The sequence below is a fragment of the Natrinema salifodinae genome, from assembly GCF_900110455.1.
GTDB lineage: Archaea > Halobacteriota > Halobacteria > Halobacteriales > Natrialbaceae > Natrinema > Natrinema salifodinae.
On sequence record NZ_FOIS01000001.1, the window covers coordinates 1,059,777 to 1,075,252 of the forward strand.

General features: G+C 62.1%; 15 protein-coding genes. 13 read left to right on the plus strand and 2 right to left on the minus strand.

Annotated elements, in window-relative coordinates; genetic code table 11:
• The first annotated feature begins 193 nt into the window (after positions 1 to 193).
• The 11 genes from cbiT (at position 194) to BMY29_RS04940 (ending at position 8,860) form a co-directional block, all read left to right on the plus strand.
• The gene (cbiT, locus tag BMY29_RS04890; RefSeq protein ID WP_049991897.1) at positions 194 to 841 is read left to right on the plus strand and encodes a precorrin-6Y C5,15-methyltransferase (decarboxylating) subunit CbiT; all 648 of its coding nucleotides are present in this window, start codon (positions 194 to 196) and stop codon (positions 839 to 841) included.
• A complete protein-coding gene (locus tag BMY29_RS04895) occupies positions 838 to 1,668 on the plus strand; it encodes a cobalt-factor II C(20)-methyltransferase (protein WP_049991898.1) in 831 nt (276 codons plus the stop codon). The genes cbiT and BMY29_RS04895 overlap by 4 nt, the downstream gene beginning before the upstream one ends.
• A complete protein-coding gene (locus BMY29_RS04900) occupies positions 1,665 to 2,549 on the plus strand; it encodes a cobalt-precorrin-4/precorrin-4 C(11)-methyltransferase (protein WP_049991899.1) in 885 nt (294 codons plus the stop codon). Before BMY29_RS04895 ends, BMY29_RS04900 begins: the two co-directional genes overlap by 4 nt.
• 372 nt (positions 2,550 to 2,921) lie before the next feature.
• Positions 2,922 to 4,172 (plus strand): CIS13 family contractile injection system protein, encoded by a 1,251-nt coding sequence (locus BMY29_RS04910; RefSeq protein ID WP_049991901.1) that lies wholly within the window; start codon positions 2,922 to 2,924, stop codon positions 4,170 to 4,172.
• Between the two features lie 191 nt (positions 4,173 to 4,363).
• Complete coding sequence (locus BMY29_RS04915) at positions 4,364 to 6,088, plus strand: phage tail sheath family protein (RefSeq protein WP_049991902.1); 1,725 nt, start codon at positions 4,364 to 4,366, stop codon at positions 6,086 to 6,088.
• Between the two features lie 75 nt (positions 6,089 to 6,163).
• Complete coding sequence (locus BMY29_RS04920; RefSeq protein WP_049991903.1) at positions 6,164 to 6,616, plus strand: CIS1 family contractile injection system inner tube protein; 453 nt, start codon at positions 6,164 to 6,166, stop codon at positions 6,614 to 6,616.
• On the plus strand, positions 6,613 to 6,768 hold the full coding sequence (locus tag BMY29_RS20930) for a hypothetical protein (RefSeq protein WP_173424949.1): 156 nt from the start codon (positions 6,613 to 6,615) through the stop codon (positions 6,766 to 6,768). The genes BMY29_RS04920 and BMY29_RS20930 overlap by 4 nt, the downstream gene beginning before the upstream one ends.
• 3 nt (positions 6,769 to 6,771) lie before the next feature.
• The gene (locus BMY29_RS04925; protein WP_049991904.1) at positions 6,772 to 7,263 is read left to right on the plus strand and encodes a hypothetical protein; all 492 of its coding nucleotides are present in this window, start codon (positions 6,772 to 6,774) and stop codon (positions 7,261 to 7,263) included.
• Positions 7,260 to 7,517: a DUF6760 family protein gene (locus tag BMY29_RS04930; protein WP_049991905.1), complete on the plus strand. Its 258-nt coding sequence runs from the start codon at positions 7,260 to 7,262 to the stop codon at positions 7,515 to 7,517. Before BMY29_RS04925 ends, BMY29_RS04930 begins: the two co-directional genes overlap by 4 nt.
• 33 nt (positions 7,518 to 7,550) lie before the next feature.
• Positions 7,551 to 8,012 (plus strand): CIS5 family contractile injection system inner tube adaptor, encoded by a 462-nt coding sequence (locus BMY29_RS04935; protein WP_049991906.1) that lies wholly within the window; start codon positions 7,551 to 7,553, stop codon positions 8,010 to 8,012.
• A gap of 167 nt (positions 8,013 to 8,179) precedes the next feature.
• A complete protein-coding gene (locus BMY29_RS04940) occupies positions 8,180 to 8,860 on the plus strand; it encodes a Pvc16 family protein (RefSeq protein WP_049991907.1) in 681 nt (226 codons plus the stop codon).
• Between the two features lie 11 nt (positions 8,861 to 8,871).
• Here the strand turns inward: BMY29_RS04940 and BMY29_RS04945 are convergent, their stop codons facing one another.
• Positions 8,872 to 11,259 (minus strand): ATP-binding protein, encoded by a 2,388-nt coding sequence (locus tag BMY29_RS04945; RefSeq protein ID WP_049991908.1) that lies wholly within the window; start codon positions 11,257 to 11,259, stop codon positions 8,872 to 8,874.
• 434 nt (positions 11,260 to 11,693) lie between these two features.
• On the opposite strand from BMY29_RS04945, the gene BMY29_RS21390 reads away from it, so the two are divergent.
• Positions 11,694 to 12,692, plus strand: coding sequence for an eCIS core domain-containing protein (locus BMY29_RS21390; protein ID WP_244887442.1), 999 nt, complete (start codon positions 11,694 to 11,696; stop codon positions 12,690 to 12,692).
• 9 nt (positions 12,693 to 12,701) lie between these two features.
• Complete coding sequence (locus tag BMY29_RS04955) at positions 12,702 to 13,670, plus strand: DUF7958 family protein (RefSeq protein WP_049990490.1); 969 nt, start codon at positions 12,702 to 12,704, stop codon at positions 13,668 to 13,670.
• 316 nt (positions 13,671 to 13,986) lie between these two features.
• Here the strand turns inward: BMY29_RS04955 and BMY29_RS04960 are convergent, their stop codons facing one another.
• Positions 13,987 to 15,474: a TIGR00366 family protein gene (locus BMY29_RS04960; RefSeq protein WP_081985468.1), complete on the minus strand. Its 1,488-nt coding sequence runs from the start codon at positions 15,472 to 15,474 to the stop codon at positions 13,987 to 13,989.
• Positions 15,475 to 15,476: the final 2 nt, after the last annotated feature.

A 15,476-nucleotide genomic window follows, 5' to 3' on the forward strand; every position in this document is an offset into this window, starting at 1 on the left:
TCCTCGCCGCGATCCGCGTCCGATTTCCGCTCGCGAACTCACGACAGCGATTCTCCAGCCGTTCTTTCAGTTCGGGCGTAAGTCCATCGTCCTTCGACAACTACTGTTGTGCTCCCTCAACCTCACCTGAGCAAGCACAGTTGTCCTACCCCAAACAAAATTGTTTTAGGGGTGGCCGCTGTTCCACCGGGTGATGCCACCCATCGCGCTGCCCCACGACGCGAAGGCCGGTCCGACGAAGTCGGAGGTCCGGGCCGTCGTCCGCTCGAAGCTCGCGCTCGGGCCGGACGACCACTTCGCGGAGGTCGGCTCCTGTACGGGGGCCGTTACGATCGAAGCCGCACAGCGAGCGGGTCGGGTGACCGCCCTAGAGCGGAAGGCCGAACGCCTCGAGACGACCGATCGGAACCTCGCCGCCAACGAGGACTCGATTCGGGCCGACGTCGAACTCCGGAACGCAGAGGCGCCCGAGGGCCTGCCCGACGACGCCGACGCGCTGTTTCTCGGCGGGAGCCGCAACTTCGAGGCGGTCCTCGACCACGCCGTCGAGACCGACGTCGACCGCATCGTGATGAACGTCTCGCGGCTCGAGGTCGCCGGAAAGGCCACCGAGGCCTTCCGCGAGCGCGACATTCTCGAGGAGGTCGTCCAGTTTCAGGTGAGCCACGGCTACGAGCTCGCCGGCGCGACGAGCTTTAATTCGGATAACCCGGTCTACATGCTGGTCGGGAGCGCGACGCCCGACGCGGACGGCGACGACGAGAACGGCGGAGAGACGGTCGCCGCCGACGGCGGCCACATCGTCGGCGACGATACGACGCTCGGAGGTGCCCAGCGATGACCCTCTACGGCGTCGGCCTCGGCCCAGGCGAAGCCGACCTAGTGACCGTCCGCGGGAAGGACGTTCTGGAGCGCGCCGACGTGGTCTACTCGCCTGGCCGCCTCTCCAGAACCGTCGCCCTCGAACACGTCGACGAGGGGAAGATCGGGGATCTTGACTTTCCGATGACGAAAGACGAGGAGAAACTGCGGCGGGCCTGGAAGGAGGCCGCCGCGGAGGTCGCGCCGAAGGCCCGCGAGGGCGACGTGGCCTTCGTCACTCTGGGCGATCCGAACGTCTACTCGACGTTCGGTCACCTGCACCGGACGATCGACGCCTTCCACTCCGACGTCGACCTCGAGATTGTCCCCGGCGTGAGCGCGGTGACGGCCTTCGCGACCGCGATGGGGATTGAGATCGAGGCCGGCGCGGGCCTCTCTTTACGGGAGGCCGCCGCCGGCGCGAGCCCGACGGGGCCGGATCGGATGATCCTGTTCAAGGTCACCGACGCGCCGGCGACCCACGAGGGACTCGTCGAGGCCGGCTACGACGTGACCTACGGCCGCCGGCTATTCATGGAGCAGGGCGAGACGATCGTCACTGACGACCCGGCGGAGATCGACGAGCGCGACTACTACACGCTCGCCTACGCCGAGAAGGAAACCCTCGAGGTCGAGCCGGCGACGGCGGCCTTCGAAACGGAACGTACCGGTACCGAGTCGGAGCTGCGCTCCGACGGCGGCCGCGAGCTGAGCGACGAGGAACTCGCCGCCCTCGAGCGCGCCGAGGGGTGCGAAGGCGGCGACTGCGACGGCAGGGAGCACCGCGGCCGCGGAGGGAATCGATGACCGACGACGCGTCGTCGGACCCGACCCCGGATCCTCAGGCGGCGATCGACTCTCAGGGCGACCGCCGGGAGGACCTCGACGATCGGGTCTTCGAACACAGCGCCGGCGACGAGCAAGAGGGTATCCCCTTCATCGGCGCTGGCCCCGGGAACCCGCGACTGCTGACCGTCGCCGGAAAGGAACTGCTCGAGGCGGCCGACCTGGTCGTCCACGCGGGCTCGCTGGTCAACAGCGAACTGTTAGACGAGTACTGCGGCCACGCGGAACTGGTGAATTCGGTCGGCAAGGACCTCGAGGAGCTGATTCCCCTGATGCGGGACGCCTACGAGGACGGCGACGACGTCGTCCGCCTCCACAGCGGCGACCCCGCGATCTACGGGGCCGCGCTCGAACAGATGGACGCGCTCGAACACGAGGGCGTCCCGACCTACTTCGTGCCCGGCGTCACGTCTGCCTTTGCGGCCAGCGCGACGCTGCGGACCCAACTGACGCTCAACGAGGTCTCGAACCACGTCGCGTTCACCAGGCCCCAGGGCAAGACCCTGAGCGCCGAGGAGGACCACATCTCCGACTTCGTCGAGATGGGCGACGTGACGACCTGCATCTACCTCGGGACCCACGCCGTCCGGGACACGATGGATCGGCTGCTCGACGACGATCACGACCCCGAGACGCCGGTCGCGGTGATCTACCACGCCTCCTGGCCGGACGAGGACGTGATCGTCGGCTCGATCGAGACGATTGCGGACAAAGTCGAGGAAGCGGGGTATCGGGCCTCCGCCCTGGTCGTCATCGGCGACGCCGTGACGGGTGCGGGCTACGAGCGTTCGTATCTCTACGGCGACTGGGCGAACCGCGGTTCGGAGGGCGCATCGGACTGAGACGATTCACCGGAGTGGCCAGGCGCGAGGCGTGACCAGTCGATGGTCGTACCGGGGCCGTGATACCGTTGATACAGTCCGCCCGCTCGTACTCGGCGGTGAACGACGCGTTGTTCGAGCCTCGAACGCGACGGTCCCGCGGCGGAGCCAACTCCGTACCGATGAACAGTCCCGAATCCGGTATCGACGGCGATCGACGAGACGTCGCTAAACGTCGCGAGCGATCGAACGGGAGCGTCGATAAACGGCGACTGGAGACGGGCAGTCACGGGCGTGTCGTCGGTCTGGTTTCTCTCCCATTTTTCTTCTATCAGAATCCGATCGAACAATTTATGTAAAAAGTCGCCAGTGTACACATGTACCCGATTTGTTATGACCCGAGACGCGGACTACAACGGCGACGCGAGAGGTCTTTCCCAGTTCGAGAAAAACCGATTTTTTAAGGGCAAGCTGATGACGCCGCGCGACATGGAGGCCGAGCAAACGTATCACGCCGACCGTCTACAAACGCTCAACCGATACATCGACGGCACGGGCATCGTGTACGGGCTCGAGATCCAGTCCGTTACGGAGACCGAAGACGGCCTCGACGTAACCATCGACGCCGGTCTCGCACTCGATGGGCACGGCAGACCGATCGTCGTCGAACAGGTAACGACGAAATCGCTCCCGTCTCCCTCGGGCGACGAACTTCACCTGTTCGTCCGGTACAGCGAGACCGCCGTCGAAACCGTTCCGGTACCCGACACCGACGGAGCGATCGATGAAGAGGCGGTTCCGAACCGCGATGTCGAAGTGTTCGAACTGACCCATCGCGAGGAGTCGCCGGAGGACCCGACGGCGACGACGGCACCGAATCTCGATCTTTCGGACCTCGATTTCGACGCCGCGGATCCACAGACCGTCGCCAGAACGATCGCCGAACGATACCACGACCGACATCGTTCCGGAACGGCAGACGAGACGGATCCGGCCGTCTATCTGGGTGCATTCGAACGAACGTCCGCCGGATCCTGGGCGCCGGCGGAGGACGGATCGGGTCGTTCCTACGTGTACGACCACGACATGCTGTTTGCGGCACTCGTCAACCACCTCGCTGACACCGACAATCCACACCGGACGCCGGTACAGGAGCAGGTCGAGGAGCGCCCGGACGACCTTAGCGGTATCATCGGACGACTCGACGCGATGGAAGAGACGGTCGAGGAACTGGAACGTGAACGTGATCTGTTGGCCGGATACGTTCTCCGAAAGACGATAAAAGATCGCGTGCGCTTTTTCGAGACGTTGAGCGAACGTCTCGAACCGTACTCGGGCGAAGGATCCCGACTCGCGCGCGAAATCGCCGAGGTATCCCGAGACGGATTCTATACGACCACCGATCGAGAGGACGCATACCGGCGGCAACTCTCAACACTCATGGATCGCCTGATTCAGCTCGGTGAACCCCTCGAACGGGTCGTTACCGAAGAGAGCCTCGAACGGTACCTGAAGTCGGTTTCGCACCTTCAAGCGGCCATCGAGTCGGACGGACCCTTGCTCGAATTGGTTAACGCCCACGATCAAGTGTGCGAGGCTGCTGATTCCCTCGATATTCTCGTCGATGTCGTCCCCGAAGCGTGAACCGAGTCTTCGAGACCGGTAGTCACCACCCCGCGTGAAACCGCGACTCCTCTAATGCCATGAAATGGCGTTTTGTGCCCTCTCGTGGTATCCGTGCTGCTAATGCTGAAGTGTATATTAATCAAAAAGACTTATATTGTAATAATTTGAAACAGCGATATCACAGTACGATAAGTGGGTGGAAATTAGAAATGCCAGAGTATCAGTCCCCAGGCGTATACGTTGAAGAGGTCAGCGGCGGGAGCAAGTCCGTCGACGGAGTCAGTACCAGCACAGCCGGATTCCTCGGTCAGACCCACCGTGGCCCCGTGAAGCCACGGCTCGTGACGAACTACACGGAATTCGAACGACTGTACGGCTCGAGTCCGAAACACTCACATCTCGACGTCGCCGTCGACGGATTCTTCAAAAACGGTGGCAGCCGCTGTTATGTCGGCCGCGTCACCGCTGCAGATCCGAACGACACTGCGACGACGACGCTCGTCGACGATAGCGAAACCGAGATTCTCGAGGTCGAAGCGAACGGACCAGGCGAGTGGGGAAGTTCCATCGCCGTCGTCGTTCGTGACGGCCAGCGTCCGGATCAGTTCGATATGGTCGTCCGGTACTGGTCGTGTGATCTCGAAGAAGTCAGTCAGCCAGGCTCCGATCGTCCCGATCCAGCACCGGACGTCGAGGAGTTATTTGACGGACTGTCGACCGATCCGCAGTCGAGCCAGTTTTACGAGAAACAGGTCGCCAACTCGGTGCTCGTTGACGTCGAGTACCTCGACGATGGCCGCCCCGTCAACGGACTGACGTGGCTAACCCGTGGCAGTCCGACGGCGTATTCGGACGGCGGACTCGTCGAGACCGATGGCGAGGAGACCGTCGTTCACATCCCGGAAGACCTCGATGGGATGGACTACGGCGATCTCAGGGGGCTCGCGAAGCCCTTCGAAACCGACAGTAATCCCTCCAAAGACGAACTCATTGACGATCTTAGCGAGATCCGTTCCGGAGAGCGTGAGGTCGATGTCAAAGTCGTCACGGAGGAACCGGAGAAACCCGAGGCGGAGGGTGAGGTCACCCTGAGCGATTACGAAGGAATCGACCAGCCCGGTCTGCGAACCGGGCTGGCCGGATTCGAGGCCCTCGACGATCTCTCGATCGTCTGTGCCCCCGATGAGAACGACGTCACCGGTCTGACGGACGCGATCGTCGCCCATTGCGAGAACATGGGTGAACGGTTTGCGATCCTGCAGGCGCCACAGAATCCCGGCCCGGTCTCGGAGATGGAAACGCCGGTCGACTCCACGTACGCCGCGTACTATTACCCGTGGCTCACCGTCCTCGATCCCGTCACGAACCGCGAAAAGCTTTCCCCGCCAGGCGGTCACATCGCCGGCATCTACGCTCGAAGCGACGCCCAGCACGGCGTCCATAAGGCACCCGCGAACGAAGTCGTTCGCGACATCGTCGGTCTCCAACACGAGATCACCAAGGGAGAACAGGACGTCCTCAACCCGAAGGGTATCAACTGTATCCGCAGCTTTCAGGGACGCGGGATTCGTGTCTGGGGTGCTCGAACCACATCCAGTGACCCCGAGTGGAAGTACCTCAACGTCCGTCGACTGTTCCTGTTCATCGAGCAGTCTATCGACGAAGGAACGCAGTGGGCGGTCTTCGAGCCGAACGACAAGGACCTCTGGGCGCGCATCCGGCAATCGGCCGAGAACTTCCTGACCACCGTCTGGCGTGAGGGCGGCTTGCAGGGTTCGACCGCGGACGAGGCATTCTACGTCCGCTGTGGCGAAGAGACGATGACGCAAGATGACATCGATAACGGTCGTCTAATCGTCGAGATCGGCATTGCACCGGTCAAACCGGCTGAATTCGTCATCTTCCGGATCAGTCAGGACACGGGAGACGCCTGACGTTCCGATCGACATCTCGTCGATACAATAGATATCTAACCGACAACAATATCATACAAATTCAAGAACACAATAATGCCAGAACATGGACCACTTCCGAGCACGGAGTTCGCCGTCGAACTCGACGGCGTAGATATTCCCGGCTTCCTCGAAGTCAAACTCCCAACCCAGGAGACGGATCAACAGGACTACCGCGAGGGAGACGATCCGAAACACTCGAAGAAACTCTTCGGCGACGTCCACTACTCGCCGCTGGTACTGGCCCGTGGGGCCGAGGAGGACAACGAACGCCTCGACGAGTGGCGGAAGGCCGTCGAACAAGGCAACGAAGATGAAGCGCGAAAGAATATCGCCGTCATCGTGAAGGACAAGACGGGTGAATCGGCTCTCCGCTTCGAATTTACGAACGCGTGGATCCGCAAGTACGAGCCACCGACGCTCAACGCGCAAGCGAGCGGCGGAGCGGAAGCGATCGCCGTCGAAACGTACACGATCGAGTTCGAAGAGATGGAACGAAAGAACGTATGACACGTTCGGAGATGGCTCCGAACCGCGCGTTCACGGTCGGTCACAACTGGTACGGTGACGACTGGCGGGTCGACGAAGCGGGTTGTCTCCACACGGGAACCGCCACACCGTTCGCCGAACGCACCGTGACTACGCACAACGGAACGCAGTAATCTATGACCGGGCAACCACTCCAGACCGAGTTCGAGTTCACGCTTCCGCGAGGATACGTCGACGAAGACGGAACGCTCCACAAGGAAGGGCGGATGCGTCTTGCAACAGCGGCCGACGAGATCCAGCCGCTGAAAAACCAGCGCGTACAATCCAATTCGTCATACCTGACGATCGTATTGCTCTCACGCGTTGTAACGGAGCTGGGGTCTCTCGAAACGATAGACGAACAGGTCGTTCAGAACCTGTTCGTCACTGACCTCGAATACCTGCAGTCGATGTACGAACGGATTAACAACCGCGGACGGAACGCCGTCGAGACGGCTTGTCCGGACTGCGGAACCGTGTTCGACGTCGACGCAGAAACGGGGACGCAGCTTCGCCCAGCCGACGGTGACGATGGGGTCGAGATGACGTTCGATACGATTGGGTCGACGACGGATGACTCGACCGACGGCGACATCGAAGAGGTCGAAGCGGGAAACCCGACCGAGTGATGCAGCGGTACGATCCCGATACCCTCTTCGAGGAGGTCGCGTTCGTCGCCTACCACTTCGGTTGGAGTCACGACGAAGTGCTGGAACTCCCCCACTGGGAACGACAGCGATGGTGCGAGGAGATCAGTGACATCAACGAACGAATGAACGAGACGGTCGCTCCGGATCACCAACCCGATCGCGGTGGGGGCGGCAGCCTTCTCGACGACGACGGTGACGGGATCGTACTCCAAAATTCACTGGAGGACCTCTAGGCCGCATTCGACGCCATTCAGAAAAGGACGACAATGGCAGATACACCGTATACGGGCGAAGACAATCCATACGCACAGTACAACTTCGAGGTACAGGTCAACGGCGATGCCGTCGCTGGATTCGCCGAAGTCTCTGGCATCACCATGCAACTCGAGACGGTCCAGTACCAGGAGGGCGGCGTGAATGACCACGTTCACACGCTTCCCGGAACCTTCGCCCACGCAAATCTCGTGTTGCAACGCGGGATGACGAACGATATCTCCTTCTGGGAGTGGATCCAGGAGGTCATGAGCGGCAACGTGACGCGAAAGAACATCGTCGTGAAGATGCAAGATGGCTTCAACGGCCAGAGCGGCTGGGGATGGGAGTTTAAACGCGCCTACCCAACGATGTGGCGTGGCCCCGATCTCGTCAGTACTAACCAGGGACTGGCAATCGAGTCGATCGAGTTAACCTACGAGCAGTTTTCGAAGCTGTCCGGCCTCCCGGAGTAAGCGTCGGGCCCAGAGACTAGTAGTAATATGATGGAATTGCGCCTCTCAGACCACGGGTCAGCGGCAATACTAGGAAATCGTACCGGCGGTGAAGTAGATCGCACACCCGGTCGATCGGTCGGTTCCGAGACCGGTGGGCAGAACGAATACGTGGAGGGAGAGACCTAATGGCTGCACCGACTGCGATTCAGGAGACGACGAACCTGTTGTTGAAGCTGCTTCGACTCCGGTTGGCGCGGAATAACGACGACGAACTGTTGAACAAAGAGCAAATACAGCCGATCCCGCCGACAGCTGTCGACGACGAATCGACGGTCCGCCTTACGATCTACCTCTTCGGCGTCTCGAAGACCGGATCGCTCAACACCGGAACGACCCGTGTCTCCGAGAACCGGAAGGAAAAATCCCCTCTCGGTCTCGAACTTCGTTACCTGTTGATGGCGTTTCCGAGTGGCGAAGACGGAAGGGACGGAGTGCTAGACCAACATCGGCTGCTGGGCCTGGCGATGCAGACGCTCTATGATGCCGAAACGATCGAGCCCGAGGAACTCCCCGACGCGCTGGGCGACGAACGGGTGACCGTCACCCTCGAGCAGCGGGACCCGACGGAACTGACCGACCTTTGGGCTACCTTTCCCGAGCTACCGCTTCACCCGTCTGCGACCTACGCGGTCCGGCCCGTACGGATACCCTCGACGCAGTCGACCCCGTTCGAACGGGTCAGCGAGCGTGACGTACAGGTATCGCAAGGGGCCGAGTCCGAAGCGGACGACGGCGATGAGGACGGTGAGACGCCGGATGTGGACATGGACGACCGGGATTCGGGTTCGTGGCGGTCATCAACCTGATTCGACGCCGATCACTCCTCGTCAGCGTCGGCGGACCCGTTCCCGTACGTCCGTCTGAGTTCTTCTCGCCAGTCGCGCTCGACCCCGGCGCTTTCGTAGCTGCGACGTTTGTCCTCGTACTCCTGAAAGTCGACTTCAAAGCCGCCACCGCCGGCTTCCCTGGCGTACTGAAGCGCGAGGATGACGTGATCGAACGTGATGGTAACCCCGTCGAGGGTGGCCGTTCCGTCCCCGAGCGGGCGGCCGTCGTGAGCGGAGGACGCCGCGATGTAGGCGGCGTACTTGGCGATCTTTCTGATGACGGCAGGGGTGGCCGTGATCCGGCCGAGGAACTCGTAGTCGAAGTCGGCGGTGTCGACGGTCGCGTCGTCGGGGAACGCGTCGCGCCACAGTTCGCGCCGAATGCGTTCCTGGGGCTTTCCGAACTCGATCGCGTGATCGATCCGGCGTTTGAACGCCGAGTCGATGCCCGCCTCCTTGTTGGTCGTCAATAGGACGATGCCGTCGAACGACTCGAGGCGCTGGAGCAGAAAATTGATCTCAGTGTTGGCGTATCGGTCGGTGGCGTCTTTGACCTCGGCGCGTTTGCCGAAGATCGCGTCGGCCTCGTCGAACAGGAGAATAGCGTTGGAGCGTTCGGCCTCGTCGAGGAGAGTGGCCAGGCGGCTCTCGGTCTCACCGATGTACTTGTTGACCACCTGTGAGAGGTCGACGCGATAGAGGTCAAGGCCGGTCTCGTTGGCGATGATCTCGGCGGCCATCGTCTTCCCGGTGCCGGGCTGGCCGTAGAACAGCGCGACGACGCCGTCGCCGCGGTCGCCTGGTTCGCCAAAGCCCCACTCGCTGGTAACCGGGCCGCGATACCGAAGGTGGCCGCAGAGTTCCTTCAGGTGCGTTTTGGGTTTGTCGTTGAGAGCGATGTCGTCGAAGGTGTAGCCGGGTTCGATGGGGTCGGCCAGCGCCTCGAGGCTACTCGCCGAGTAGCGTTTGCACGCCTCGTAACAGTGGTCGCGGGTGAGTGCACCGTCGACGGGGGCGAACGGTTCGACGGTCGAACTCGATTCGACATCGTCCCGGCCGTCCGCGTCTTCGCGGTCGTCGACAGCACCATCGGTGCGACAGAGGTATCTGGCGGTCCGAACGGCTCGGCGGATATCGCGCTGGGGGAGTCGGAAATCGGCTGCGAGTGTCGAACACAGCGAATCGTCGGCAAGTTCCGCGCTGTACTCCTCCCAGACGGCCAGGCGCGTCTCGTAGTCGGGAAACGGACACTCGCAGGTCTCGAGACGGTGACCGGTGAGATCGACGCCTGGCGTCCAGGGTTCGGTGTGGGTGAGAAAGACGTCACCGGGAGCGTCGTCGAGGCGATCGACGAGCTCGTCGACTGTCGGGCTGGCGTCGGCGTCGGTGATCGTGGGTCCGTCCGCGTCGTCATCGACAGTCGGGCCGTCGGCGCGGTCGGTGACGGCTTCCAGATTTTCGAGGTGGATCACGGCGTCGCGGAGTGCGGCCTCGCGACAGAGACGGCGGTCGAGGGCATCGTCCGCAAAGATGTCCGCAGCGTCGGCGCGGAGGATGGGGGTTTCGGAATCGGTGAGTGCGCCTGGGAGTCGGTTCGTACCTGTACCGTCCTCGCCGGAGAAGTAGAAGACCGTTGGCGTGGCATCGTGAGAGCGGCCGTCGATGGTCTCGAGGGTTTCGGCAGTCTCCGCAGGAAAGACGAGGTCGTCGAGGGTACGGTCGTGGTGTTCGACGGTGACGACCGCGGCGAGTGAGGGGCCGAGACTGTCGTCACCTTTGAGGTAGCGGACGACGCGGTCGTCGACGGTCAAGACATCGTAGCTCTCGGGACTGGACGGATCGTGGGCGGCTCGCTCGAGAAGTGCGTACTTGAACAAGGGAGAATTGCGGGAGAGAGGGGAGGTCGTCCGATCGGTCTCGGCGTCCGTGGCCATGAGCGCGAGCAACGTCTCGACTATCTGAACGGTCGGGTACGTGGGCGTGTCGAGACCGACAAGCGATCCGTAGTTGGTTAGAATGCGGCGGTCAAACGTCGGTGCGAGCACGATTAGGAGGGCGTCGAGTTCGACTCGAGAGAGGGTAAACGCGCGCCGGACGGACTCCAATCGGAGGTCGACACCTGTTTCGAGCGCGGCTTCGACGTTTGCGTCGATTTTTTCGGTGCGAGCGGTGAGTTCCTCGTGAAATGACGCCAATGCCGCCGATTCGTTCGTGTCGGTGCAGTCGGCCGAGAGCGCACGGATACGCGCGCCTGCCGTCGAGAGCCGACGTCCTTCCGGTCCACTTCCAAGCAGCGAGCAGTGATCCTGTGCTCGTTCAAGTACCCACTGCAGCCGATCGAACTCGGACTGAAGGCGCTCGCTGAAGTGGTTATACATAGCGGGAAATGTGATCTCAGAAATAAATAACACTTTGTTTCGACCTCCCGTCCGCTGATTGGTAGCGATCGCGGTACGGTCGCCCGCGACTTGCCGACTGTTCTAATCCGGTCGCCGATCGAGAGCCGTCGATAAATGGAAAAATATTATATTGATACTATCAAAATAATTCTAAAATGCCTCGACAGGAAAGTGCTCTCCGCCTGGTCACCGAGCGGACCGAAACGGAGGGGCAGTAGATGGGATCGAAGAAGACACGCAAGCGAGCAGCGAAATCGTCGGAGAGTGCGACTGAGTCGACGCCAGTCCAGCGGACGGCGACTCACTCGAACGGGACGGTCTCGGGGTCGCAGGCGCAAGCGGCGAGTAGCGACCTGCCCGGGGTGGTCGACGTCCACGGACCGAATCCGGACGAGTTGTACGGCGGGAACCCGATGGCAGCGTGCGACGTCGGCGGGACCGCGCCGGCACCGACGCCCAGCGAATACAATATCCAGCGCGCTCTCAACGGGACCAACACGACCAAAGACGACGTCCCGGACACGGTTCTCGAAGTCCTCGGGCAGGGTGGCAAACCGCTCGAGATGCCGATCCAACGCGCCCTCGAAGAGCGCATGGATGCGGATTTTTCGAACGTCCGTATCCACACGGGCACGAAAGCCGCCGAGGCAGCGGACGCCATCGATGCGAAGGCGTTCACCTGCGGCACCGACATCGTGTTTAATTCCGGTGAGTACGCACCGAAGAGCCCGGAGGGGCAGTTCCTGCTGGCCCACGAGTTGGCCCACGTCCGCCAGCAGACCGGTGCGGCGATCAGCATGATGCCGAAGTCGAATGCCGATCTCGAGATCGATCCTGATCCGCAGTTAGAACGGGAAGCCGATGAAGCGGCGGCCGAAGCGCTGTCGGGTGATGGGCCGGTGGTTGTCAATCGGATGGGGGCGAACGTGCATATCCAGCGCACAGCGGAGAAGGCTGAAACGCTGCAAGCACAGATCGATGACCTCCAAGAGCAGATCGGACAGAATCAGGAGGGGATCACCAATAACCAAGACCGAATCAATGAGATAGAAGCAGGAGTCACCACGGGAGGTGAAACCGACGAGGGGTGGGTAAATCTCCTCGGAAAATCTGCCGGAAAAGGAACCGTCGGCGGATTAATCGGGGCAACCGTGTCAGCGATGACCGGAAACCCAGCCCCAGCCGTTACGGGATTCGTTAGCGGAGCCGCCTCTGATATCGGAAAAGCGATCTACGGTAAACTCTTCGAGAAGGGGAACAAGACGATCGCGGATCTCGAAATTCCGGATGCCGTCAAAGAAAAACTCGTCGAAGCGCAGGTTTCCGTCGAAGAATTCCTGCGAAATTCCCCGTTTGGAGAATCCATGGAGAGAGCGCACAATAGTGAGCACATTGACGATACAAAATTCTAAATTGAGATCATGGATGGGAAAATAATTGGTGAAGACGATGTTGATATCGGTGTAGGGATTTCCGACAATAACGGAGCTCAGCATCAAATAGAAATGCATAAGAAAAATGGAAAAATCTACGCTCACCAATGTGAGAACTATCCTGACAAAGTAGCCGATAGAACGCTGGAAGAAAACGAGTACAACGCACAGGCTCGAAAATTCGCCCAGTACTACGTCTATCTCGAGCGCGGGTACGACACGGTACGGCCGCGGCGAAACCACGCCGAGCGGATTAATGCGGCCCGCGTTGCTCTCGGAGCAGCCCCGCGAAGCGAGTTCAAGGAGCTCTGCGGGGACCTGTATTGGCAACTGCGAAGCCACTACGAGGACAGTGAGCGAATTATCGAGATCCCCGAAGCGGCAGCAAATCACCGGGCGGTCGTGTATCGAACGAACGTCTATCTGGGCCTCGATCCAACCGAGACGGACCTGCACGAGGAAGCCACCGAGTTAGCGGCCACCTATGGACTGGACCGCCCCGATCGCTCGCTCTCGGAGCGTTCCGTGACGGACCTCTCTGCGAATACCCTCAACAACTGGGTCGCTTTCAGTCAGGATCTCGGGAGGCTGGCGGTCGAGAAAGAAGCGGACCTTTCGGAGGGGTTGTACGTCGATGCAGTGTCGCCGGTGTACATGCAGTACCGCGACGCTGCTGGGAACGTCCACACGACCGATGTCGAGAATCCCTACGAGCGCGACCCGGACACCCGGATCGAGATGCCGGTTGTCAACCCTGGATCACTCGACGAGTTTCAGGACTATATCAACTACCACCTGGCATGTCAGGTACGCGATTCCTTCGTCCGAATGGGACTGGAGCCACCGGAACCGTTCCAGATCCTCGGACACGGCGATGTCAACTCCGCAATCCGGTACAAACGTCTGGATATGTATCCGAATTACATTGATCCGGACGAAGAGACGGCGTTCGCCTAAGCAGCGGTACGGGCCGTCTATAATATCGTCGTCTCATCGCCGACAGTCTGGATAACCCGTAGTCGAACGTGGAAGTAGCGTTGACCGTTCGAGCGCGGACGGGCCACGAAGATGGAGCTGAGTTCAGTTTTCGGATCAACGATTCGCGATCTGACGGTGTGGTCACGGTGAGCACCGAGAGGTTCGGTGCCTCGCAATCGGACGCCGAGATGACGCCGTGACGGCGGGACGTTCGGGGCGATTGACCCCCGTCCCTGCTCGGGAAATCGCGATCGGTGCGACGCGGCGAGCGCGACCGCAATCCGCTCTCGTCCGTCTAGAGGATCAGCAGGAGCCCGCCCACGACAGCCGAGACGTACAGCGTGATGACCGCGGCGTACGTCGCGTACTCGCGCCAGTCGAACCCCGCCATCGAGAGGATCCCGGCGAACAGGAACCCGAGCCAGAGGTTCGAGACGCCGGCCGCGTACATTACCGCGACGAGCGCGGGCACCGGATCGCCGCCGGCCGCGACCGCCTGGCTCAGGAGCACCCAGACCGAGCCCGGATCGGGGACGGCCAGGCCGAGCGCGAACGCGACGACGTACGAGGCGACGGCGGGGACGCCGGTGGCGGCGAGGGCATCGCCGATCGGGCCGTACAGGTCCGCTTCCGAGAGCAGCGAGACGACGCCCGCGTAGAACAGGAACGGGATCGCCACGTGGGTGGCCCACCGCGTCGCGTCTCGGGTCTTCGACTTGAACGCCATCGGCGGCCCCTGGACCGCCAGGCCGACGATCATCAGCGTGAAGGCGAGCCACGGCAGGGTCAAGGCACCGCCCGTTGCGAAGTGCCACCCCGCCGACGCCAGACCGACGGCGGCTGCGAGGAGGCTGATGCTCTCGGCGTTCTCGAGGCGGTCGCCCAGTTCCCACGACTCCTCGCTGCGGGCCGGCGCGTAGTGGTCGAGCGTCTCGGCGATCGAGCCCGCCAGAATCCGGTTTCGCTCGTCGAGTTCCGCGACGTCGGCCTCGTCGCTCGGCGCCAGGGCGGCCAGAACGAGCGGGATCGTGACCACGAGGACCGCGCTCGCGAGGAGGTTCGCCGGATGGAGGACGAACTCGGACATCGCGATGGTCCCGACCTCGTCGGCCATGACATTCGCCAGGCCGCTCCGATCAGCGAGCAACAGCGCACCCGGGCTGGTGGGGCCCTGGTTCGCGACGACGAGCGCCGACAGGCCGCCGGTGAGCACGAGCGGGTAGTGGATCGCGGTGCCGTGCTCGCGGGCGCGTTCACAGAGCGCCTGGCCGACGAGGATTCCGCCGATGAGGCCCAACGCCCAGTTGAGCCAGCCCAGCAGGAGCGAGACGAACGCGGTCGCGACGATCGCGCCCCGCTGGCTCGTCGGGAGGACGGCCGCGAGCCGGTCGAACGCCGCGCCGACGCGGGGCGACTCGACGACCGTCGCGGAGAGCAGCCAGAAGAGAAGCAGGAACATCTGCAGGGAGAAGAAGTCGTAGAAGCCGGTGCCGAACAGTTCGAGTTGGGTCAGCGGGTCGAGGACGGGCGCGGTGACGAGCAGCGCCAGGACCGCCAGCAGCAGCCCCGCGACGAGCGAGTCGGGGAAGTACTTTCCGAAGGCGGGGACGAACGGCGTTCGGTCGGCATCGGTCGTCGCCGCGAGATCGCGGCCGGTCGCGGCGGGGGTGCCGCCGTCGGTGTCGACGGGACGGTCGCGGGTGTGGTCGTCGGTGTCGTGATCGCGAGCGTCGGGATCCGAATCGGACGCGGCGTCGGCGGGGGAGTGGGAGTCGCCGGCCATCG

Coding starts and splice junctions, on each gene's coding strand:
- BMY29_RS04915 (WP_049991902.1), top strand. CDS start 4,364: ATGCCAGAGTATCAGTCCCCAGGCGTATACGTTGAAGAGGTCAGCGGC.
- BMY29_RS20930 (WP_173424949.1), top strand. CDS start 6,613: ATGACACGTTCGGAGATGGCTCCGAACCGCGCGTTCACGGTCGGTCAC.
- BMY29_RS04895 (WP_049991898.1), top strand. CDS start 838: ATGACCCTCTACGGCGTCGGCCTCGGCCCAGGCGAAGCCGACCTAGTG.
- BMY29_RS04945 (WP_049991908.1), bottom strand. CDS start 11,259: ATGTATAACCACTTCAGCGAGCGCCTTCAGTCCGAGTTCGATCGGCTG.
- BMY29_RS04925 (WP_049991904.1), top strand. CDS start 6,772: ATGACCGGGCAACCACTCCAGACCGAGTTCGAGTTCACGCTTCCGCGA.
- BMY29_RS04935 (WP_049991906.1), top strand. CDS start 7,551: ATGGCAGATACACCGTATACGGGCGAAGACAATCCATACGCACAGTAC.
- BMY29_RS04940 (WP_049991907.1), top strand. CDS start 8,180: ATGGCTGCACCGACTGCGATTCAGGAGACGACGAACCTGTTGTTGAAG.
- BMY29_RS04920 (WP_049991903.1), top strand. CDS start 6,164: ATGCCAGAACATGGACCACTTCCGAGCACGGAGTTCGCCGTCGAACTC.
- BMY29_RS21390 (WP_244887442.1), top strand. CDS start 11,694: ATGGCAGCGTGCGACGTCGGCGGGACCGCGCCGGCACCGACGCCCAGC.
- BMY29_RS04960 (WP_081985468.1), bottom strand. CDS start 15,474: ATGGCCGGCGACTCCCACTCCCCCGCCGACGCCGCGTCCGATTCGGAT.
- cbiT (WP_049991897.1), top strand. CDS start 194: ATGCCACCCATCGCGCTGCCCCACGACGCGAAGGCCGGTCCGACGAAG.
- BMY29_RS04900 (WP_049991899.1), top strand. CDS start 1,665: ATGACCGACGACGCGTCGTCGGACCCGACCCCGGATCCTCAGGCGGCG.
- BMY29_RS04955 (WP_049990490.1), top strand. CDS start 12,702: ATGGATGGGAAAATAATTGGTGAAGACGATGTTGATATCGGTGTAGGG.
- BMY29_RS04910 (WP_049991901.1), top strand. CDS start 2,922: ATGACCCGAGACGCGGACTACAACGGCGACGCGAGAGGTCTTTCCCAG.